Consider the following 18,404-nt stretch of genomic DNA (forward strand, 5'->3'; position numbering starts at 1 on the left):
GCGTAGATCTTCGGGTCGCCCGGGTACGGCTTGGTCCACTGGTGGGCCTGGTACCAGGTGTAGCGGTTCATCTGCTCAGGGTCCGCGTAGTCGGGAACCGCGGCGTCACCGGTGAACCGCTGCTTGCTGCGCCATTGCTGCCACAGCGCCGCGACGTGTTGCTGCGCGGACGGCACCGCAGCCTGCGCGGCTGCCTTCGAATCGACCCGCTGCGCGGCGACACCCTTCTGCCCCAACGTGTCCAGCCCGCAATCCGGCGGGGTGGCGACGCCCTCGGTGAGTGGCACCTGGTTGGGCACCGCGTTGAACGGCGCGTAGTTCGGCTTGTTCGTAAAGGCACCGGACATCGGCGTCGCCGCCGCCAGCTTCTGGTTCAGCGGCGCCGCCCCGAGGATCTGCTCGATCGTACGAACCAGCGTGATCTGCGTGTAGTAAGTGCTGTCCACCTTGTTGTGCAGCGACCACGGGCTGATGATCTGGACCGGCGCGCGGTGGCCGTCCACGTGATCGACGCCGTCCTGGCTGTCGTCCTCCACGACGAAGATCGCGGAGTCCTTCCAGTACTTGCTGTGCGAGATCTCGTCGACGATCTTGCCGGTGGCGAGGTCACCGTCGGCCACCTGCGCCTCGGGGTCCGGCGTGCCGCCGGTGTGGTCGCTCGAGAGCCAGAACATGTTCAGGTTGGCCGGGCCGTTCTTCTCGAAGTCCTGCTTCCAGACGTCGTACCGGTACAGGTCCGGGATGTCGGTGTCGAACTTCGGGTACAGGTGGTCGTCGATCTTGTTCAGCGACGGGATCGGCGACTCGGTGTCCGACTTGACCGACGGGTCGGACAGCTGACTCGGATCGCCGCCGGTATCGACGTCCTTGGCCACGCAGTAGTACTTCTGCCAGGTCGCGTCGGCCGGCTTGGTCAGGAACTGCGTGAACTCACCGTAATCGCGGGCGGTCTTGCCGGCAGACTCCGCCGCCGTCCACAGGAAACCGGAGCGTTGGTGGCCGAGGACGTCATCCTCCGTGTCGTAACTGCGGATGTACTCGCCGGCGGACGACTCGGTGTATTCGGGGTCGTCGCCCTGCATCAACCAGTTGTGGCCCTCGGCCGAGTTCGTGCCAATGTCGTAGAGGTTGTCGTAGAGGCCGAACTGCTTGGCCATCGCGTGCTGGTTCGGCGTGACCTTCTGGCCGAACTGCGCGAGGTTCGGGTCGCCGTTGCCGCGCGCGATGTCGCCGTAGACCTGGTCGTACGACCGGTTCTCCTTGACCAGCAGGAACACGTGTTTGATCGTCGACGGGTCGCCCAGCAGCTTGGGCACGGGTACCGGCGCCGCCTTCTTGCCCGTCTCCCTGGCGGCATCGCGAGCCGTCCAGCCGTTCTGCGCGTACACCTGCGCTGTGTACGAGGCAATCTGGCGATCACTCGGCAATGTGAACCGGGTCAACGAAGCCGTGGTGCCGTGCGTGTTGTAGCCGGTGGCCGGCGCTGTACCCGCGCCCTTCGCGATGGTCAGCTGCGGACCGCGCGCGTCGACTCCGCGCGTATTCGTGACAACGATGTTCTTACCTGACATCGCCACGGCAGCCGGGAAGTAATCCGTCGGCAGCAGACCGAGGTAGCTGACCGGTTGTTGCGGGCTGCCCGCGTAGGTGAAGACGGCCACGGCGTTCGCGCGCCCGAGTGTCACCAGCAAGTGCTTGTCCTGGGTCAGGGTGATGCCGGTCGGCTCGTAGCCGACGCTCGACCTGGCCCAGGGCCGGGTGTCCACCGTCTGCACGACCTTGTTCTTCACCGTGTCGACGATCGACACCGTGTCGCTGTTGGTGTTGGCGACGAACAACGCGTTGCCCCGGTGGTACATGGCCGTGGGATGCTGCTGCACCGGAATGCTGGCGACCGCCGCCGACGGTTGGGACGTGTCGATGACGCTCAGCGTGCCGGTGGTCGACGTGCCGAGGTAGGTGTTCGCCGGGACCTTGCTGCCGTAGGAGTTGATCGTCGACTCCCCCGACTTCGCCGTGCGGCCGCCCTCGTCCGACACGTACAGCTTGTGCCCGGCAAGGATGATCTCGCGGGGCGCGATGCCGACCTTCCAGGTCTTCTTGATCTGACCGGTCGTCGCGTCCAGCGCCACCACCGTGTTCTGCCCGTTCAGCGGTACGTACAGCGTCGAACCGTCGCTGGAGTAGACCGGCTTGCCGGGCAGCGCCGAGTGGTCGTCGACCTGCGCCAGCGGTACGGCGGTCGGAGCGCCGAGCGTGCCGTCGCTGTTCACCGGGAATCTGGTCAGCTCGTCCTGCTGCGACAGCCACAGGTACTTGCCGTCCGGCGAATAGATCGGGCCTTCCTGCCCGACGGTGGGGTCGGTCAGCTTCTGGTTCACGAAGCTCGCAGACCCGACGGTGTAGATGAGCCGGTAGCTGTCGAGGTCGAACACCTGCAGCACCACGGACTTGTCGGTGCTGCTGGCGGCGAGGTAGTGCCCGTCCGGGCTGACCGACGACCCCATGAACTTGCCGTAGGGCGTGGACAGCCGTTTGCCGAGCGGCTTGATCGTCTGGTCGGCGGACACCTGCAGACCGTTCTTGTAGGTCTTGCCGACCTGCTGGTGGCCGAAGACGGTGGTGTCCGCGACGGCCGCACCGGCGCCCGCGAGCACGACGGCGGCCGAGGCCACCAGGACGACCGTCGTGCGCCGTCCGCGCAAACCCAAGCGGCGCGTGGTGGTGCGCCGGCGTCGTGTCACCTGCATCGGGTCATCCCTTCGGAGGGGTATCGAGCAGGTCGACGAGGCCGTCGAACTGCCAGAGGGGGTTGGGCGTATCGCCGTGCGGGGTGTGCACCTGGAAGAAGCCGTTGACCGACACCGGACCGTCCCCGTCCGCGACGTAACGCCCGTCCGGGTTGATGTCGAGCTGGTAGATCGCGTAGCCGGTCACCGTGGCGCCGGGGATGTGCCAGTGGACGACACAACGCCAGTCGTTGCCCGGCCCGCTGTCGGCGACGGGCGCACCGCCCTTGTCGCACGACGCGCTGGTCCGCAGCTGCGCCTCGGTCACGTCCGGGCGGTGCAGCTCACGCGTCTGTAACCGGTAGATGTGGGCGTAGGCGGTGGCCAGCGAACGATCGACCTTCGCGCGCTCGACGCCGGAACTCGAGGCGGACGTCGTCGCGGCGACCACCGCGACGCTGACGGCGAACAACGCAACCAGCGGTCCGGCCCAGCCGGTCTCGTGCATCCAGCGGCCGAAGACCGTGTCCGCGGGGAGTGAGCTCTGCTGACCGACGACGGCGACGAAGCCACCGGGCGCGATCAGACAGGCGAGGAAGACGATGCGGATGCGCCACTGGGAGAGCAGCTTGAGCAGTTCGAAACGGTAACCGTTGCGCAACAGGGCAGGGTGCGCCTCGGGGCCGGCCGACATCTGGGAGACGGCCGGCGGCGCGGCGGTGGCTGTCGGCACTACTCGTCCCCGTCCTGCCCGGGCCCGGAATCGGTCAGCGCCAGGAACGCCGCCTCCAGCGGTGACATGACGGGTGCGAACTCCCGCACCGCCACTCCGGCTTCGACCAAGCGGGCGACCAGCTCTTCCAGGCACACCATCGCACCGCGCACGAGCAGCGCCTCGCCGTCGTGCCGTTGCTGCAGTTCGTCGTCGGGCAACGCACGGACGCCGGGTGCCCGATCCACGACTGGCCGTGCCGCGTCGATGTCCGAGCACCGCAGGCGGTAGTCCAGTTCACCCACCTCGGCGGCCAGCTTGCGGATCGGGCCGGAGAACACCACGCGTCCGGTCGACAGGATCGTCACCTCGCTGCACAACGCAGCGAGATCGTCCATGCGGTGGCTGGAGAGCACGATCGCCGTGCCGTTGGCCGCCAGCCGGGTGAGCACCCTGTGCACCTGCCGGGTGCCGGCCGGGTCGAGACCGTTGGCCGGCTCGTCGAGCACCAGCAGTCGCGGCTGGCTCAGCAGCGCGGCGGCCAATCCGAGGCGTTGACGCATGCCGAGGGAGAAGCCGCGCACCCGGTCGTCGGCGACGTCGGTCAGGCCGACCTGGGCCAGCGCTTCGTCGATGCCACGGCCGTCGCTGCCGCGCAACCGGGCCGACGCGGCGAGGTTGCGCCGAGCGGTGAGCGATGGATAGAGCCCGGGGCCGTCGACGAACCCGGCCACGCCGTCGGGCAGCTCCAGCCCCCGCCCGACGGGCCGGCCGAGAATCTCCAGGGTGCCGGTGTCGGGCAGCGCCAGTTGCAGCAACAGGCCCAGCAGCGTGGTCTTGCCGGCGCCGTTCGGGCCGACCAGCCCGTGGATCTGCCCGGCGGCAAGGTCGAGGTCGACGCCGTCGAGCGCGATGACCTCACCGAACGACTTGCCGATACCGCGCGCTCGCACGGCCGGCGATGAATCCACGTCGTGAAGCTATGGGCGCAAAAAGGACAACCAGCACTACTTGGGCGAACAACGCGTTACCGGACACTGGCCAATGGGTTGACCCGGGCGGCGCGCGTCAGTCCTGCTCGCCGGACCACCCGGTGACGGCAACGATCCGGCAGACCAGCAGCCGATGAAAAGGTTTGTCGGCGTACTGCGCGACGGTCCGCGACAGCCGATCGGCGAGGTCGTCCACCATTGCCGCCGGCGGTTCCGGTACGTGCTCGAGTTCCGCCCGCACCCACCACAGCCGTGACCAGTCCGCGGTTTCCCAGTGCTCGATGAGCAGGGACGCGCGCGGGTCCCCGGCCAGGTTCTCCTCGCGCTGCAGGCGGCTCGAGGACTTGGGCTTGACACGGTCGATCGGCACGCCGACGTGATCATCGCCCACCGCGTAGACGACGGGCTGCGGGTCGGGCCCGCGCCGCGGGTGCAGCGTGCACAGGACACCGTGGACGTGCTCGGCCAGCAGCGACCGGGCCCGCTGCTCGTCCAGTTTCATCCGACCGTCACCAGCACACCGGCGACCGTACGGCGTGACGACCGCTCAGTCGGGGTAATCGCAATACATGGCCGACTACGAAGCGAGTGTCGAGGTCGGAGCCGACCCCGACGAGACGTTCCACTACCTGAGCGACGTCGCCAACCTGCCGCGCTACTTCGAGCGGATGACCTCCGCCGAGGCCGGCGACGAGGAGGAGGTGCACGTTGTGGCCGATCTCGGCGATCGCACCGTCGAGGGCGACGCCTGGTTCCACATCGACAACGACGCACGGTCGCTCTCGTGGGGCAGTGAGGGTCCGAACGACTACCACGGCGAGCTGAACGTCAGGCGCAGCGGTATGGGGTCGACGGTGACGGTGGTGCTGTCCACCGAACGCGCCTCCGGCCCGGAGATCCAGGACGGGCTGGAGCAGACGCTGGACAACATCAAGGGCATCGTCGAGCCGGCCGGGTGACAGGGCGGCCCAGGCTCCCAGGGTGAGTGCTCACGACCGCCCGACCGGCAGCACCAACAACTGCAGCAGCCGCGCGGGCTCGGCCGCCGGGTCCGTCGTCAATCCGGTGTGCACCGGTCCTGCCTGGACGACGGTGCTGCGCGGCGCGGTGAGCCAGCGGAACAACGCACCGTGGTCGGTCTCGCTGCGCTCGCAGCTGTCGGTGACCGAGGCCAGCACGGCCTTAACGGCCGCGACATCGACGGTCGGGTCGAGCGCTTCGAGCCGCGCGCGGTCCAGGTGCACCGCCGCACCGAGATAGTCGACGTCGCGGCAGTAGACGAGGACGCCGGCATTGATCGACTCGCCGCGCTCGACACGCGGCACGACACGCAGGACGACGTACTCGAACGCATATCTCGTCATCGCAACCACTCCGGCCGGGTGGGTCGCACGGTGCGGCGGGGCGCCGGCCCGGCGGCCACGGCCGCGCGCAACGCCGGCAACCAGTCGTCCTGCGCGGCAACGCGCGTGGTCAGGAACGCGACGAATGCGCTGCGAACCGCAGCGACATCGGCGAAACCGGGTTCGTCGGCCAGCCACTCGTCCGGCACGAGCGCGACGGCGGATTCGATGACGTCGGACGGCACGCCGACCTCGGCGATCTCCGGGCGGCAACCCAGCAGCGCATGGTCGGCGGCGTCGTAGACCCGGGTCACCGCGGCGTCGACATTCGCCCAGTTGTGCTGGAACGTCAGCGTTGCCCCGTGGTCGATGAGGTACGGCGCGCCGTGCCAGAACAGCATGTTCGGGTTGCGCCAGGAACGGTCGGCGTTGCCCACCAGCGCGTCGAACCACAGCACCCGACCGGCGAAAACCGGGTCGACCGCGAACGCGCCGATGTCGAGGTCCAGCGCCCCCGGCAGGTAGTCCACGCCGAGGTTGTGGCCTGCACTGCGGCGCAGCAGGTACTGCACCTCGGCGTCCGGCTCGTTCGCGGCCAGCACCGGGTCGACGTCGACCACCACCAACGCAGGTACCGGCAGGTCCAGCCCGCGTGCCAGCTCACCGGCGATGACCTCGGCCACCAGCGCCTTGCGGCCCTGCCCGGCGCCGGTGTACTTGACGACGTAGGTGCCGAGGTCGTCGGCCTCCATCAGGCCCGGCAACGAGCCGCCCTCGCGCATCGGCGTCACGTATCGCGTGGCCGCCACCGTCGGCAGCGCAGTCGTCACGACGCCGCAGCTTACGTCGATCCGCGCGAGACCGGCCCCCCGCTCGTGTCCGTAGCGTCCGGACGCGGCCCGACACGCCGCCGCCCCGACCCGCGTCGTGCGGGCCGGGGCGGTAGCGCGAGTGTCAGCTCAGACGCAGCTCGATCGATCAGCTGCAGCCGCTGGTGCTGCCGCAGCCCTCGCAGACGAAGCAGCTGCCCGCCGGGCGCATCTTCGTGCCGCAGTTCATGCACAGCGGCGCGTCCGCTGAGCTGCCGGTCAGCGACTCCAGCAGTTCGGTCGAGGTGTGCACCCCGGCCGGCGCTGAGGTAGCGGTCTCGGCGACCACCGGGTCGGCGAGGTCCTGGTCGGCCTCATCCGTCTCGACGTCTGCCACCACGGTGCGCGCGACCGGCGCCGACTGCGCCATCGTCTCGAGCTCTGCGTCGTCGGCATCCGCGATCGGCTCGTAAGAACCGGTCTCGAGCTGGCGCGTCCGCTCGGCGGCGGTGTAGATGCCCAGCGCAGCTCGCTCGTCGAACGGCAGGTAGTCCAGCGCCAGCCGGCGGAAGATGTAGTCGAGCATCGACTGCGCCATCCGGATGTCCGGGTCGTCGGTGAGACCGGCCGGCTCGAAGCGCATGTTCGTGAACTTCTGCACGTACGTCTCGAGCGGCACGCCGTACTGGATGGCGATCGAGATCGCGATCGAGAACGCGTCCATGACACCGGCGAGCGTCGAACCCTGCTTGCCGAGCTTCAGGAACACCTCGCCGAGCCCGTCGTCGGGGTAGGAGCCGGCGGTCATGTAGCCCTCGGCACCGCCGACGGTGAACGACGTCGTCTTCGACGGGCGCGACTTGGGCAGCCGGGTGCGCTTGGGGCGGTACTCGATGACCTTCTCGGGCTCGGCCTTCGCCGACTCGGTCTTCTTGGCCTCCTTGCCCGCGGACAACGGCTGGCCGACCTTGCAGTTGTCGCGATAGACGGCGAGCGCCTTGAGGCCGAGCTGCCAGCCCTGGAAGTAGACGTCCTGGATGTCCTCGACGGTGGCCGTCTCCGGCAGGTTGACCGTCTTGGAGATCGCGCCGGACAGGAACGGCTGCGCCGCGGCCATCATCCGCACGTGGCCCATCGGCTTGATGGCCCGCGCGCCCATGGCGCAGTCGAACACCTCGTAGTGCTCCGGGCGCAGGCCCGGCGCGTCGACGACGTGCCCGTGCTCGGCGATGTACTCGACGATCGCCTCGAGCTGCTCCTCCTGATAGCCCAGCGCCCGCAGCGCACGCGGCACCGTCTGGTTGACGATCTGCATCGAGCCGCCGCCGACCAGCTTCTTGAACTTCACCAGTGCGAGGTCGGGCTCCACGCCCGTCGTGTCGCAGTCCATCATCAGGCCGATGGTGCCGGTGGGCGCGAGCACTGAGGCCTGCGCGTTGCGCCAGCCGTTCGTCTCGCCCAGCTTGTTGCCCCTGGCCCACTCGTCGGTGGCGACGGCGAGCACCGCGCGGTCGTTGTCGTGCAGCGAACGCACGGTGTCGTTGGCGGCGGCGTGCTTGCGCATGACCCGGGCGTGCGCCTTGGCGTTGCGCGCGTAGCCCTCGTACGGGCCGACCACGCCGGCGAGCTCGGCCGAGCGGCGGTAGGCGACGCCGGTCATCAGCGAGGTGATGGCGCCGGCCAGCGCGCGGCCGCCGTCGGAGTCGTAGGCCAGGCCCGAGGCCATGAGCAGCGCACCGAGGTTGGCGTAGCCGATGCCCAGCTGCCGGTAGGCCCTGGTGTTGACGCCGATCGCCTCGGTCGGGAAGTCGGCGAAGCAGATCGAGATGTCCATCGCGGTGATGATCAGCTCGACGGCCTTGACGAACTTGCCCGCGTCGAAGACGTTGTCGGCGCCGAGGAACTTCATCAGGTTCAGCGACGCCAGGTTGCAGGACGTGTTGTCCAGGCTCATGTACTCCGAGCACGGGTTGGACGCCGTGATGCGGCCGGTCTCCGGATTGGTGTGCCAGTCGTTGATGGTGTCGTCGTACTGGATGCCCGGATCGGCGCACTCCCACGCCGCCTGCGCGACCTGGCGGAACAGGTCCTTGGCGTCGACGGACTCGATGACCTCGTGCGTGCTGCGTGCCCGCAGGCCGAAGTCGTTGCCACCCTCGACGGCGCGCATGAACTCGTCGCTGACGCGCACCGAGTTGTTGGCGTTCTGGTACTGCACCGAGGTGATGTCCGAACCGCCGAGGTCCATGTCGTAACCGGCGTCGCGCAGGACGCGGATCTTGTTCTCCTCGCGCGCCTTGGTCTGCACGAACTCGACGATGTCCGGGTGGTCGATGTCGAGCACGACCATCTTCGCCGCCCGCCGCGTGGCGCCGCCGGACTTGATCGTGCCGGCCGAGGCGTCCGCGCCGCGCATAAACGACACCGGACCGGACGCGGTGCCGCCGGAGGACAGCAGTTCCTTAGAGCTGCGGATGCGCGAGAGGTTGAGCCCGGCACCCGAGCCGCCCTTGAAGATCAGGCCTTCCTCGCGATACCAGTTGAGGATCGAGTCCATGGTGTCGTCGACGGCCAGGATGAAGCACGCGCTGACCTGCTGCGGCGATGCGGTGCCGACGTTGAACCACACCGGTGAGTTGAAGCTGAAGACCTGGTGCAACAGCATCCATGTGAGCTCGTGCTCGAAGATCTCGGCGTCCGCGGGCGACCCGAAGTAACCGTGCAGCTCACCACCCTCGCGGTAGGAGTGCACGACGCGGTCGATGAGCTGGCGCAGCGACCACTCCCGCGCGTCGGTGCCCACGGCGCCGCGGAAGTACTTGGTCGTGACGATGTTGGCCGCGTTGACCGACCAGAAGTCCGGGAACTCGACGCCGCGCTGCTCGAAATTGACCGAACCGTCGCGCCAATTGGTCATGACGACGTCGCGCCGTTCCCAGGTGACCTCGTCGTAGGGGTGCACACCTGCGGTGGTGTAGACGCGCTCGACGCGCAGGCCGTCGGCCGGGTATGTCGGCGCGGCGCTGGTCGCGATGGTGTCGGTCGTCGAACCGGCGCGCTTGATCGCACGCGTGACGTCGGCCTCGGTCATGGACTGGTCCTTCCGGTCGGGCGCTGGGTGAGGAGCTGGCAGGTGGATCTCGAGCGGGTGATGCTGGTCCGGCGCAGTGCCTGCGGAGCGGCACCGTCGCCGGCTGATGTCAGGGGTCGCGCGGCGGCGCGCCGGCACGCAGGTCGACGATCGCCTTCTCGAAGTCCTCGGCGGAGGTGAAGGCCTGGTACACGGACGCGAAGCGCAGGAACGCGACCTCGTCGAGGTCACGCAGCGGCCCGAGGATGGCCAGGCCGACCTCGTCGCTGGGCACCTCGGCGACACCGGTGGCGCGGATCGCTTCATCGACGGTCTGCGCCAGCTGGGCGAGCTGGTCGTCGTCGACCGGACGGCCCTGGCAGGCGCGCCGTACGCCGCTGATCACCTTGGCGCGGCTGAACGGCTCGGTGACGCCGCTGCGCTTGATGACCGCGAGCGTCGCTTCCTCGACGGTGGTGAACCGCCGGCCGCAATCAGGGCACGAGCGCCGGCGGCGGATGACCTGGCCTTCGTCCTGCTCGCGGGAGTCGACGACGCGCGAGTCGGGGTGCCGGCAATACGGACAACGCATCGGGCACCTCCTACGGACTCGTGCTGTGGACGAAACTGTCGACAAGTTGGGGATCGTGCTGTGGACCGACGGACGATTCTGTGGACCGAGAACCCCAACTTGTGGACGAAGCACAACGGTGTAACTACTACATGTAGGGGTGAACCGTAGAGCGCTGCGCGTTGTTCCGCAAGAGCGAAACGCGGGCGGAATCGGACGCGATTGCGCCGACCTGCTCGAGTTACGGCACCCGAAGCTGCTGGCCGGGCACCAGATCCGCCCCGGACAGGTGGTTGCGGTGCTGCAACGCCGCGACCTCGGCGCGCGGGTCGCGACCGGGCGCCACTCGACTCGCGATCGACCACAACGTGTCGCCCGGGACGACCGTCACCGCCCGCACGCGCGCAGGCGCGCCAGCGGCAGCGTCGGAGCGTGCCGAGCTGGCGCCCGCCCAAAGCAGCGCCATGGCGAGCGCGCCGACGAGCGCGGCGAGCACCAGGACGCCGCGGCGGGTGAGGCGCAACGGCGCGGCCTGCGCCGGCGACTGCGGGCGATGCAGGACGCTGATGCTCGCGCCCAGCCGGTCCGGGCGCGCCGGTCGAGGTGGCGCCAGGGGCACGGAATCGGGCACCAACGCCAAGGCCTGGCTGCGCGCGCCGGTGATGCGCACTGTCGGGGCGAACTCGGTTGCTGCAGACATCGTGACCTCCAGTGGTCGACTCGAACGGACGGCTCGACCGTCGAACGTGTATTCGATAGAACGTCTGATCGAATGTGTACCAGCGGGGTCCGACAAAAACCATCGGCAGCGGCGTGTCGTTCGAACAAATGTTTGAGTTGCCGCTGCGTGGCAGCTACGTTCACAGACGACGCACTGCATCCCGTCGCGGGTATCTGGCGGTGCGCACCCAGCGCGAAATGAGGCGACGAACGTGGCGAAGAACAGCACCGGCACGGCTGGCACCGGCACACCGGCAAGCCGCACGAAGGCGGCCGCCGGCGACCCGGCAAGCGGGGAACCGCGCCGCCGCCCGGGGCGGCCGAAGGTCACCGAGATGCCGGACCCGGTCACCGGACTGACCCGGCGCCAGCAGGCGATCCTCGACGTCATCCGCGAATCGGTCGAGCAGCGCGGCTACCCGCCGAGCATCCGCGAGATCTGCGAGTCCGCCGGCCTCGCGTCCACCTCGAGCGTCGCCCACCAACTGGCGATGCTCGAGCGCAAGGGCTTCCTGCGCCGCGACCCGAACCGCCCGCGCGCCGTCGACGTGCGCGGTCCCGCCGAGACGGCCAAGGACAAGCGCAAGAGTGCGCGGCGCGCCAGCGCCAGCGACGCCGAGCAAGCCGGCGAGACGCCGGTGTTCGTGCCCGTGGTCGGGCGGATCGCCGCGGGCGGCCCGATCCTCGCCGAGCAGGTCATCGAGGACGTGCTGCCGCTGCCCAAGTCACTGGTCGGCGAAGGGACGCTGTTCATGCTCAAGGTGGTCGGCGACTCGATGGTCGACGCGGCGATCACCGACGGCGACTGGGTGGTCGTCCGTCAGGAACAGACCGCCGACAACGGCGACATCGTGGCTGCCCTGCTCGACGGCGAGGCGACGGTCAAGACGCTGCAGCGCCGCGACGGGCACGTCTGGCTGCTGCCGCACAATCCGGCGTACTCCCCGATCGACGGCGACGACGCAACGATCCTCGGCAAGGTCGTGTCGGTACTGCGCCGCGTCTGAGGATTACCGGCGGAGACGCCGGACCGGGATTCAGCTGGGCGAGTCGGGCCGGTCGGCAGGCGCCTGAGCGTCCTGCCGGGGCGCCGGCCGGGGACGGCTCGCAGCGACCGGCTGGCGCGGTTGCGTCACGCGCGGTTCAGGGTCGATGCGGGTGACCTTCGGCGCCTCGATGGCCGCAGGCTCCTGCGAGGCCTGGTTCGCGTCCTCGCGGGCCTTGTCGTCGGCGCTCATGCCCTTGACCTCGGTCTTGAACACGCGCAGCGAACGGCCGAGCGAGCGGGCCATATCCGGCAACTGCTTCCAACCGAAGAACAGGAACGCCACCACGATCGCCAGGACGATCAAGTGACCTGGGCTGAAGAATTCCACCGGTGTCTCCTTGACGACGTTGAGTCAGCGCCCGACAGGCCCAGACTACCCGCCGTGTTCGCACCAGGCCGGTGAACGGCTGGCCAACTCAGCCCGCGCCGTCGCAGACAAAAGGTTCGAGCGCGCGTGCGAGCGCGCCGCCCACCCGCGCGTGCACCAGCGTGCCGGCGGCCAGGTGCTCGGTGTGCAGGACTTCGGCGCGCTCGTGCACCCGTGCCACCAGATCGCCGCGGGTGTAGGGCACCAGCGCGGTCACCTCGATCTCCGGGCGCGGCAGCCGCGCGTCGATACAGGCGCGCAGGTCGTCCAGGCCGACGCCGGTGCGCGCCGACACGAACACCGCGTCGGGAGCGAGTGCGCGTAGCTGCAGCACCGTTTCCGGTGCCGCGGCGTCGATCTTGTTGAACACCAGCTGCTCGGTCACGTCGAGCGCATCGATCTCGGCCAGCACGTCGTGCACTGCCGAGATCTGTGCCTGCGGGTCGGGGTCGGAGGCGTCCACGACGTGCAGCAGCAAATCGGCCTCGGCGACCTCCTCGAGCGTCGAGCGGAACGCCTCGACGAGCTGCGTCGGCAGGTGCCGGACGAACCCGACGGTGTCACTGAGCGTGTAGACGCGGCCGTCGGCGGTCTCGGCACGGCGCACCGTGGGGTCGAGGGTGGCGAACAGCGCGTTCTCCACGAGCACCCCCGCATCGGTCAGCCGGTTGAGCAGTGAGGACTTCCCGGCGTTCGTGTAGCCGGCCAGGGCAACCGCCGGAACCTGCCGGGCGTCACGGCGGGCGCGTTTGACGTCCCGGGCGGTCTTCATGCCCGCGAGCTCGCGGCGCAGCTTGGCCATCCGGGAGTTGATCCGCCGGCGGTCGATCTCGATCTTCGTCTCACCCGGGCCGCGGCCGCCGATGCCGAGCCCGCCGGCGGCCCGTCCGCCGACCTGGCGGGACAGCGATTCGCCCCAGCCGCGCAGTCGCGGCAGCAGGTACTGCATCTGGGCGAGCTCGACCTGCGCCTTGCCCTCCTTGGAGCGGGCGTGCTGGGCGAAGATGTCGAGAATCAGCGCGGTGCGGTCGACGACCTTCACCTTGACGACGCCCTCGAGCTGGCCGAGCTGGCCCGGGGTCAGCTCGCCGTCGCAGATCACCGTGTCGGCGCCGGTCGCCGCGACGACGTCGCGCAGCTCCTTGGCCTTGCCCGACCCGATGTAGGTGGCGGCGTCGGGCTTGTCGCGACGCTGCATCAACGCGTCGAGCACCTGCGAGCCGGCCGTCTCGGCGAGCCGGGCGAGCTCGGCCAGCGAGTTCTCGGCCTCGGCCAGGGTGCCGGTCGTCCACACGCCGACGAGGACGACGCGTTCGAGGCGCAGCTGCCGGTACTCGACCTCGGTGATGTCGTGCAGCTCGGTCGACAGCCCGACGACCCGGCGCAGGGCCTGCCGGTCCGCCAGGTCCTGTCCGAGCTGCTCGGTCACGGTCTCGACGGGTTCACTCATGTCACCATCCATGGTCACACGCGACGCCAACCATTACCGCCCGTGCTCGATCTGCTGTTCAGCGAGCCAGCGTTCGTCGATGTCGACCTCGCCGACCAGCACCGCCGGGCCGAGGAGTTCCAGCTCGCCGTCGGGGCCCCACGCGACCTCGCACGTGCCGCCGGGGACGTCGACGCGCCAGCGGGTCGGACCCTCGACCGGCTCGGGGTCTGTGCGCGCGAGCGCCACGGCTGCCGCGCAGATGCCGGTGCCGCACGAGCGGGTCTCCCCCGACCCGCGCTCGTGCACCCGCATCGCCAGGTGCCGCGGACCGCGCCGCACGACGAACTCCACGTTCTGCCCGTCCGGCAACGGCGCTTCGACAACCGGGGCTGCGCGCAGGTCGAGCGCGTCGAGGGTGTCGGTGTCCGGGAGTTCGACGACGACGTGCGGGTTCGGCACGAGCAGCGCCGTCGCCTCGAGCGGCGGCAACTGCGCCACCGAAGTTGACGCGGCGGTGACGATCGGCCGGTCGGCGAGGAACCGGGGCAAGCCCATCTGTACAGAAACGTTTCCGTCCCCTAGGGCTCGCGCACTTCGGATCCCGCCGCGAGTCGCCACCGCCGCACTCTGCTCAACGAGCCCGGCCGCGATGAGATACCGCAAAAAAACGCGAACCCCGTTTCCGCACATCTCGGCGACGCTGCCGTCGGCGTTGCGGTAGTCCATGAAGAACTTCGCGTCGGCCGCGAGGTCCGCGGATTCGGGGTGCTTGGCGGCCCGGACGACGCGCAGCACGCCGTCGGCGCCGATGCCGGCGCGGCGGTCGCAGACAGCTCGGACCGCTGCCGGTGTGAGGTCGATCTCGCCGTCGAGGTCGGGCAGCAGCAGGAAGTCGTTCTGCGTGCCGTGTCCTTTGACGAACCTCACGCTTCCAGCGTAGTGACCGCCCGCTCGAGCAGGCCCGGCTGCGCGGCGTCGAGCCAGCGCACCCGCGGGTCACGGCGGAACCAGGTCCGCTGGCGTTTGACGAAGCGCCGGGTGCCGCGCACCGTCTGCTGCACGGCGTCCTCGAGGTCCCCGACGACCGCACCGTCGTCGGCCAGGCAGGCGAGCAGCTGGGCGTAACCCAGGGCCTTGCCGGCGGTGGGGCTGGCACGCAGCCCGCGCGGCAGCAGTGCCCGCACCTCGTCGAGCAGGCCCTGCGCCATCATCGCGTGCACGCGCTGCTCTACCCGGTCCGCGAGATCGGGGCGGTCCAGGCCCAGCTGCACGCAGCGGGGGTACACCGACTCGAACGCGGGCATCCGGGCGAGGAACGGCCGACCGGTGAGCTCACCGACCTCCAACGCGCGCACGATCCGCCGGCCGTTGCTGGGCAGGATCGCCGCGGCCGCCACCGGATCGCTGCGGCTCAACCGGGCGTGCAGGGCATGCGGCCCCTGCGCGTCGAGGTCGGCGTAGAGGCGGGCACGGACCTCCGCGGACTCGCCGGGGAACTCGATGCGGTCCAGCGCGGCCCGTAGGTAAAGCCCCGAACCGCCGACGAGCACCGGCGTGCGGCCGCGGGCGTGGACGTCGTCGATCGCCGCCCGGGCAAGCTGCTGGTACTGCGCCACCGCGGCCGACTTGGCGATCGGCCAGACGTCGAGCAGGTGGTGTGCGACGCCGCGCCGCTCGTCGACCGTCAGCTTGGCCGTGCCGATGTCCATCCCGGCGTAGAGCTGCATGGAGTCGGCGTTGACGACCTCGCCGTCCAGGTGCTGCGTCAGCTCGACGGCCAGGTCGGACTTGCCGGTGGCGGTCGGCCCGACGACCGCCACGACGAGCCGATCAGCCACTGGACACGTCCGGCACGCCCGCGAGCGTAACCGCGCGCGGGTGCTGCTTTACCGACCGTGTAGGCGCGCTGTGGGGCGCGATCGTGTCTAATCAAGCTCATGAGCTCCGAATGGGGCCGCATCGACGCGGACGGCACCGTGTACGTGCGCGCCGGTGAGGGCGAGCGCGCCATCGGGTCGTGGCAGGCCGGCGACGTCGAAGCAGGCATTGCGTTCTACACGCGTCGCTTCGACGACCTCGAGGCCGAGGTCCGGGTACTGGAGAAGCGCCTGGAGTCCGGCGCCGGCGACCCGGCCAGCTCCCGCAAGCAGGCGCAGGCGCTGCAGGGCCAGCTGCCCGAGGCCGCCGTGATCGGCAATCTCGCGGCACTCGACGAGCGACTCACCGCGGTGATCGCCGCGGCGCACGCGCGCACCGCCGAGGCGAGCGAGCAGCGCGAGCAGGCGCGGGCCGGCGCGATCGCGGCGAAGGAGGCGCTGGCCGCCGAGGCGGAGAAGATCGCCGAGTCGGCGACGTCGTGGAAGGCCTCCGGCGACCGGCTGCGCGCGATCGTCGACGAGTGGCGCGCGATCAAGGGCGTCGACCGCAAGACCGACGACGCGCTGTGGAAACGCTTCTCCACCGCCCGCGACGCGTTCGGCCGGCGCCGCGGCCAGCACTTCGCGCAGCTCGACACCGAACGCGGCGCCGCTCGTGACGTCAAGGAACGGCTGATCGCCCGCGCGGAGGAGCTGTCCACCTCGACCGAGTGGCGTGAGACGGCCGCCGCCCTGCGTGACCTGCTCGCCGAGTGGAAGGCCGCCGGCCGGGCCGCCCGCGACGTCGAGGACGCGCTGTGGAAGCGGTTCCGCGCGGCGCAGGACACCTTCTTCCACCGTCGGTCCGAGGTCTTCGCCGAGCGCGACGCCGAGCAGCTGGCCAACCAGAAGACGAAGGAGCAGTTGATCGCGGCCGCTCGCGGGATCGACATCTCCGACCCGAAAGCGGCGCAGGCCGCGTTGCGCGACGTGCAGGAACGCTACGACGCCGTCGGGCACGTGCCGCGCGACGCGATGCGCCGCCTCGACGACCAGATGCGCGCTGCCGAACAACGCGTGCGTGACGCGGCCGACGCGCAGTGGCGAGCGGCCGGCGCCGCGTCCAACCCGTTCCTGGCCGCGCTGCGTGACCGGCTCACCGAGGCGGAGGCGAAGCTCGAGCGTGCTCGCAACTCGGGCGACGCCGCCCGGATCCGCAAGGCCGAGGACGACGTCGCCCAGCGGCGCGCCCTGCTCCCCGACGACTGAGCCCGGCCCGCCGGTCTGCGCGGCCAGTCCGCATCACGGCCGCCGGGTCAGGTGGTGGGGCGGGCGCCGATCGACAGCAGCTGCGGCGAAGGCGACGCAGGCGACGCAGGCGCTGCGGTGTCCCGGCCACGCCATGGGCGGATCACCCGGGCCTGGCCGTCGGCCACGAGATGGTGCGGCGCAGCGTGGGTGACCTGCGCGGTGACGAGGTCACCGGCGCCGGCCTGCGTCCCGACGTGCACCAGCCGTCCGTCGCGGGCGCGTCCGGAAACCCGGCCGGTCACGCCGTCCTTGCGGCCGTCCGTCGTATTCACCAGCACCTCGACCCGCGTGCCGCGCAACGCCTCGGCGCCGGCGAGCGAGATCTCCTCCTGCAGCGCGATGAGCCGCTCGTAGCGTTCCTGCACGACGTCCTTGGGCAGCTGGCCGGGTAGTTCGGCCGCGGGCGTGCCCGGCCGCTTCGAGTACTGGAACGTGTACGCGCTCGCGAAGCGGGCCTGCCGCACGGCGTGCAGGGTCTGCTCGAAATCGGCGTCCGTCTCGCCGGGGAAGCCGACGATGACGTCCGTGGTGATCGCGGCATCCGGCATCGCAGCGCGCACCTTGGCGATGATCGCCAGGTAGCGCTCCTGCCGGTAGGAACGGCGCATCGCGCGCAGGACGGCGTCCGACCCCGACTGCATCGGCATGTGTAGCTGCGGCATGACGTTCGGCGTCTGCGCCATCGCGTCGATGACGTCGTCGGTGAAGTCGCGCGGGTGCGGACTGGTGAAGCGCACCCGTTCGAGACCGTCGATGTCACCGCAGGCGCGCAGCAGTTTGCCGAACGCGAGACGGTCGCGGAAACTGCGGCCGTAGGAGTTGACGTTCTGCCCGAGCAGCGTGACCTCCACGACGCCGGACTCGACCAACGCGCGGATCTCGGCGAGCACGTCACCGGGCCGGCGGTCGGTCTCCGCGCCACGCAGCGACGGCACGATGCAGAACGTGCAGCGGTTGTCGCAGCCGACCGACACGGACACCCACGCGCTGTGCGGTGATTCGCGGCGGGTCGGCAGCTCGGACGGGAAGTTCTGCAGCGCGTCGTGGATCTCCACCTGCGCCGCACGGCGCACCCGGGCGCGTTCGAGCAGGACGGGCAACGCCGCGAGGTTGTGCGTGCCGAACACGACGTCGACCCACGGCGCCTTCTCGACGACCCGGCCGCGGTCCTTCTGCGCCAGGCAGCCCCCGACGGCGATCTGCATGTCGGGGTTGGCGGCCTTCGCCGGGTACAGGTGGCCAAGGTTGCCGTACAGGCGGTTGTCCGCGTTCTCCCGCACCGCGCACGTGTTGAACACGACGAGATCCGCGGTGTCGTCGGTGCCGGCGCGCACATAGCCGGCCTGTTCCAGCAACCCGGCCAGCCGCTCGGAGTCGTGCACGTTCATCTGGCAGCCGTAGGTGCGGATCTGGTACGTGCGAGCAGTCATGACGTGCCTGAGAG

Annotated in this window: 17 protein-coding genes; 3 read left to right on the forward strand and 14 right to left on the reverse strand. The window is 70.0% G+C overall.

What is annotated here, in order from left to right; translation table 11 throughout:
• The 4 genes from ACFFCN_RS11285 to ACFFCN_RS11300 form a co-directional block, all read right to left on the reverse strand.
• Positions 1 to 2,750: phosphoesterase (locus ACFFCN_RS11285; RefSeq protein ID WP_375491640.1), on the reverse strand; the 2,750-nt coding region annotated here is incomplete at its 3' end.
• A 4-nt stretch (positions 2,751 to 2,754) separates the two neighbouring features.
• Positions 2,755 to 3,423 (reverse strand): hypothetical protein, encoded by a 669-nt coding sequence (locus ACFFCN_RS11290; RefSeq protein WP_375491709.1) that lies wholly within the window; start codon positions 3,421 to 3,423, stop codon positions 2,755 to 2,757.
• A 38-nt stretch (positions 3,424 to 3,461) separates the two neighbouring features.
• Positions 3,462 to 4,412 (reverse strand): ABC transporter ATP-binding protein, encoded by a 951-nt coding sequence (locus ACFFCN_RS11295; protein WP_375491642.1) that lies wholly within the window; start codon positions 4,410 to 4,412, stop codon positions 3,462 to 3,464.
• A 97-nt stretch (positions 4,413 to 4,509) separates the two neighbouring features.
• Positions 4,510 to 4,935, reverse strand: a complete 426-nt coding sequence (locus tag ACFFCN_RS11300) for a pyridoxamine 5'-phosphate oxidase family protein (protein ID WP_375491644.1) — start codon at positions 4,933 to 4,935, stop codon at positions 4,510 to 4,512.
• Positions 4,936 to 5,002: 67 nt separating this feature from the next.
• Here ACFFCN_RS11300 and ACFFCN_RS11305 point away from each other — a divergent pair, with 67 nt between their 5' ends.
• Positions 5,003 to 5,392, forward strand: coding sequence for an SRPBCC family protein (locus ACFFCN_RS11305; protein WP_375491646.1), 390 nt, complete (start codon positions 5,003 to 5,005; stop codon positions 5,390 to 5,392).
• 30 nt (positions 5,393 to 5,422) lie between these two features.
• Here ACFFCN_RS11305 and ACFFCN_RS11310 read toward each other — a convergent pair whose 3' ends face one another.
• The 5 genes from ACFFCN_RS11310 to ACFFCN_RS11330 form a co-directional block, all read right to left on the reverse strand.
• Positions 5,423 to 5,797, reverse strand: a complete 375-nt coding sequence (locus ACFFCN_RS11310; RefSeq protein WP_375491648.1) for a DUF3037 domain-containing protein — start codon at positions 5,795 to 5,797, stop codon at positions 5,423 to 5,425.
• Entirely contained in the window at positions 5,794 to 6,558 is a 765-nt protein-coding gene (locus ACFFCN_RS11315) for a HipA family kinase (RefSeq protein ID WP_375491710.1), read from the reverse strand. The genes ACFFCN_RS11310 and ACFFCN_RS11315 overlap by 4 nt, the downstream gene beginning before the upstream one ends.
• 196 nt (positions 6,559 to 6,754) lie before the next feature.
• Entirely contained in the window at positions 6,755 to 9,676 is a 2,922-nt protein-coding gene (locus ACFFCN_RS11320; protein ID WP_375491650.1) for a vitamin B12-dependent ribonucleotide reductase, read from the reverse strand.
• A 109-nt stretch (positions 9,677 to 9,785) separates the two neighbouring features.
• Positions 9,786 to 10,247, reverse strand: a complete 462-nt coding sequence (gene nrdR, locus ACFFCN_RS11325; protein WP_375491652.1) for a transcriptional regulator NrdR — start codon at positions 10,245 to 10,247, stop codon at positions 9,786 to 9,788.
• Between the two features lie 220 nt (positions 10,248 to 10,467).
• Positions 10,468 to 10,926 (reverse strand): LysM peptidoglycan-binding domain-containing protein, encoded by a 459-nt coding sequence (locus ACFFCN_RS11330; RefSeq protein ID WP_375491654.1) that lies wholly within the window; start codon positions 10,924 to 10,926, stop codon positions 10,468 to 10,470.
• A gap of 355 nt (positions 10,927 to 11,281) precedes the next feature.
• Here ACFFCN_RS11330 and lexA point away from each other — a divergent pair, with 355 nt between their 5' ends.
• Complete coding sequence (lexA, locus tag ACFFCN_RS11335) at positions 11,282 to 11,953, forward strand: transcriptional repressor LexA (protein ID WP_375491711.1); 672 nt, start codon at positions 11,282 to 11,284, stop codon at positions 11,951 to 11,953.
• A gap of 30 nt (positions 11,954 to 11,983) precedes the next feature.
• Here the strand turns inward: lexA and tatA are convergent, their stop codons facing one another.
• The 4 genes from tatA to miaA form a co-directional block, all read right to left on the reverse strand.
• The gene (gene tatA, locus ACFFCN_RS11340) at positions 11,984 to 12,298 is read right to left on the reverse strand and encodes a Sec-independent protein translocase subunit TatA (protein WP_375491656.1); all 315 of its coding nucleotides are present in this window, start codon (positions 12,296 to 12,298) and stop codon (positions 11,984 to 11,986) included.
• A 112-nt stretch (positions 12,299 to 12,410) separates the two neighbouring features.
• A complete protein-coding gene (gene hflX, locus ACFFCN_RS11345) occupies positions 12,411 to 13,811 on the reverse strand; it encodes a GTPase HflX (protein ID WP_375491658.1) in 1,401 nt (466 codons plus the stop codon).
• A 33-nt stretch (positions 13,812 to 13,844) separates the two neighbouring features.
• The gene (gene dapF, locus ACFFCN_RS11350; RefSeq protein WP_375491660.1) at positions 13,845 to 14,720 is read right to left on the reverse strand and encodes a diaminopimelate epimerase; all 876 of its coding nucleotides are present in this window, start codon (positions 14,718 to 14,720) and stop codon (positions 13,845 to 13,847) included.
• Complete coding sequence (gene miaA / locus ACFFCN_RS11355) at positions 14,717 to 15,631, reverse strand: tRNA (adenosine(37)-N6)-dimethylallyltransferase MiaA (protein WP_375491662.1); 915 nt, start codon at positions 15,629 to 15,631, stop codon at positions 14,717 to 14,719. Before miaA ends, dapF begins: the two co-directional genes overlap by 4 nt.
• Positions 15,632 to 15,730: 99 nt before the next feature.
• On the opposite strand from miaA, the gene ACFFCN_RS11360 reads away from it, so the two are divergent.
• Entirely contained in the window at positions 15,731 to 16,918 is a 1,188-nt protein-coding gene (locus ACFFCN_RS11360; RefSeq protein ID WP_375491664.1) for a DUF349 domain-containing protein, read from the forward strand.
• Between the two features lie 47 nt (positions 16,919 to 16,965).
• Here the strand turns inward: ACFFCN_RS11360 and miaB are convergent, their stop codons facing one another.
• Positions 16,966 to 18,390, reverse strand: a complete 1,425-nt coding sequence (gene miaB / locus ACFFCN_RS11365) for a tRNA (N6-isopentenyl adenosine(37)-C2)-methylthiotransferase MiaB (RefSeq protein ID WP_375491666.1) — start codon at positions 18,388 to 18,390, stop codon at positions 16,966 to 16,968.
• Positions 18,391 to 18,404: the final 14 nt, after the last annotated feature.

Origin of the sequence: uncultured Jatrophihabitans sp., from assembly GCF_964246335.1 — a bacterium.
Classification (GTDB): Bacteria; Actinomycetota; Actinomycetes; order Mycobacteriales; family Jatrophihabitantaceae; genus Jatrophihabitans.

What these genes read in the sequence shown, in the direction of transcription:
- ACFFCN_RS11290 (WP_375491709.1), bottom strand. Translation starts at nt 3,423, where the DNA reads ATGTCGGCCGGCCCCGAGGCGCACCCTGCCCTGTTGCGCAACGGTTAC.
- ACFFCN_RS11300 (WP_375491644.1), bottom strand. Translation starts at nt 4,935, where the DNA reads ATGAAACTGGACGAGCAGCGGGCCCGGTCGCTGCTGGCCGAGCACGTC.
- ACFFCN_RS11305 (WP_375491646.1), top strand. Translation starts at nt 5,003, where the DNA reads ATGGCCGACTACGAAGCGAGTGTCGAGGTCGGAGCCGACCCCGACGAG.
- ACFFCN_RS11310 (WP_375491648.1), bottom strand. Translation starts at nt 5,797, where the DNA reads ATGACGAGATATGCGTTCGAGTACGTCGTCCTGCGTGTCGTGCCGCGT.
- ACFFCN_RS11315 (WP_375491710.1), bottom strand. Translation starts at nt 6,558, where the DNA reads ATGCGCGAGGGCGGCTCGTTGCCGGGCCTGATGGAGGCCGACGACCTC.
- ACFFCN_RS11320 (WP_375491650.1), bottom strand. Translation starts at nt 9,676, where the DNA reads ATGACCGAGGCCGACGTCACGCGTGCGATCAAGCGCGCCGGTTCGACG.
- nrdR (WP_375491652.1), bottom strand. Translation starts at nt 10,247, where the DNA reads ATGCGTTGTCCGTATTGCCGGCACCCCGACTCGCGCGTCGTCGACTCC.
- ACFFCN_RS11330 (WP_375491654.1), bottom strand. Translation starts at nt 10,926, where the DNA reads ATGTCTGCAGCAACCGAGTTCGCCCCGACAGTGCGCATCACCGGCGCG.
- lexA (WP_375491711.1), top strand. Translation starts at nt 11,282, where the DNA reads ATGCCGGACCCGGTCACCGGACTGACCCGGCGCCAGCAGGCGATCCTC.
- hflX (WP_375491658.1), bottom strand. Translation starts at nt 13,811, where the DNA reads ATGAGTGAACCCGTCGAGACCGTGACCGAGCAGCTCGGACAGGACCTG.
- ACFFCN_RS11360 (WP_375491664.1), top strand. Translation starts at nt 15,731, where the DNA reads ATGAGCTCCGAATGGGGCCGCATCGACGCGGACGGCACCGTGTACGTG.
- miaB (WP_375491666.1), bottom strand. Translation starts at nt 18,390, where the DNA reads ATGACTGCTCGCACGTACCAGATCCGCACCTACGGCTGCCAGATGAAC.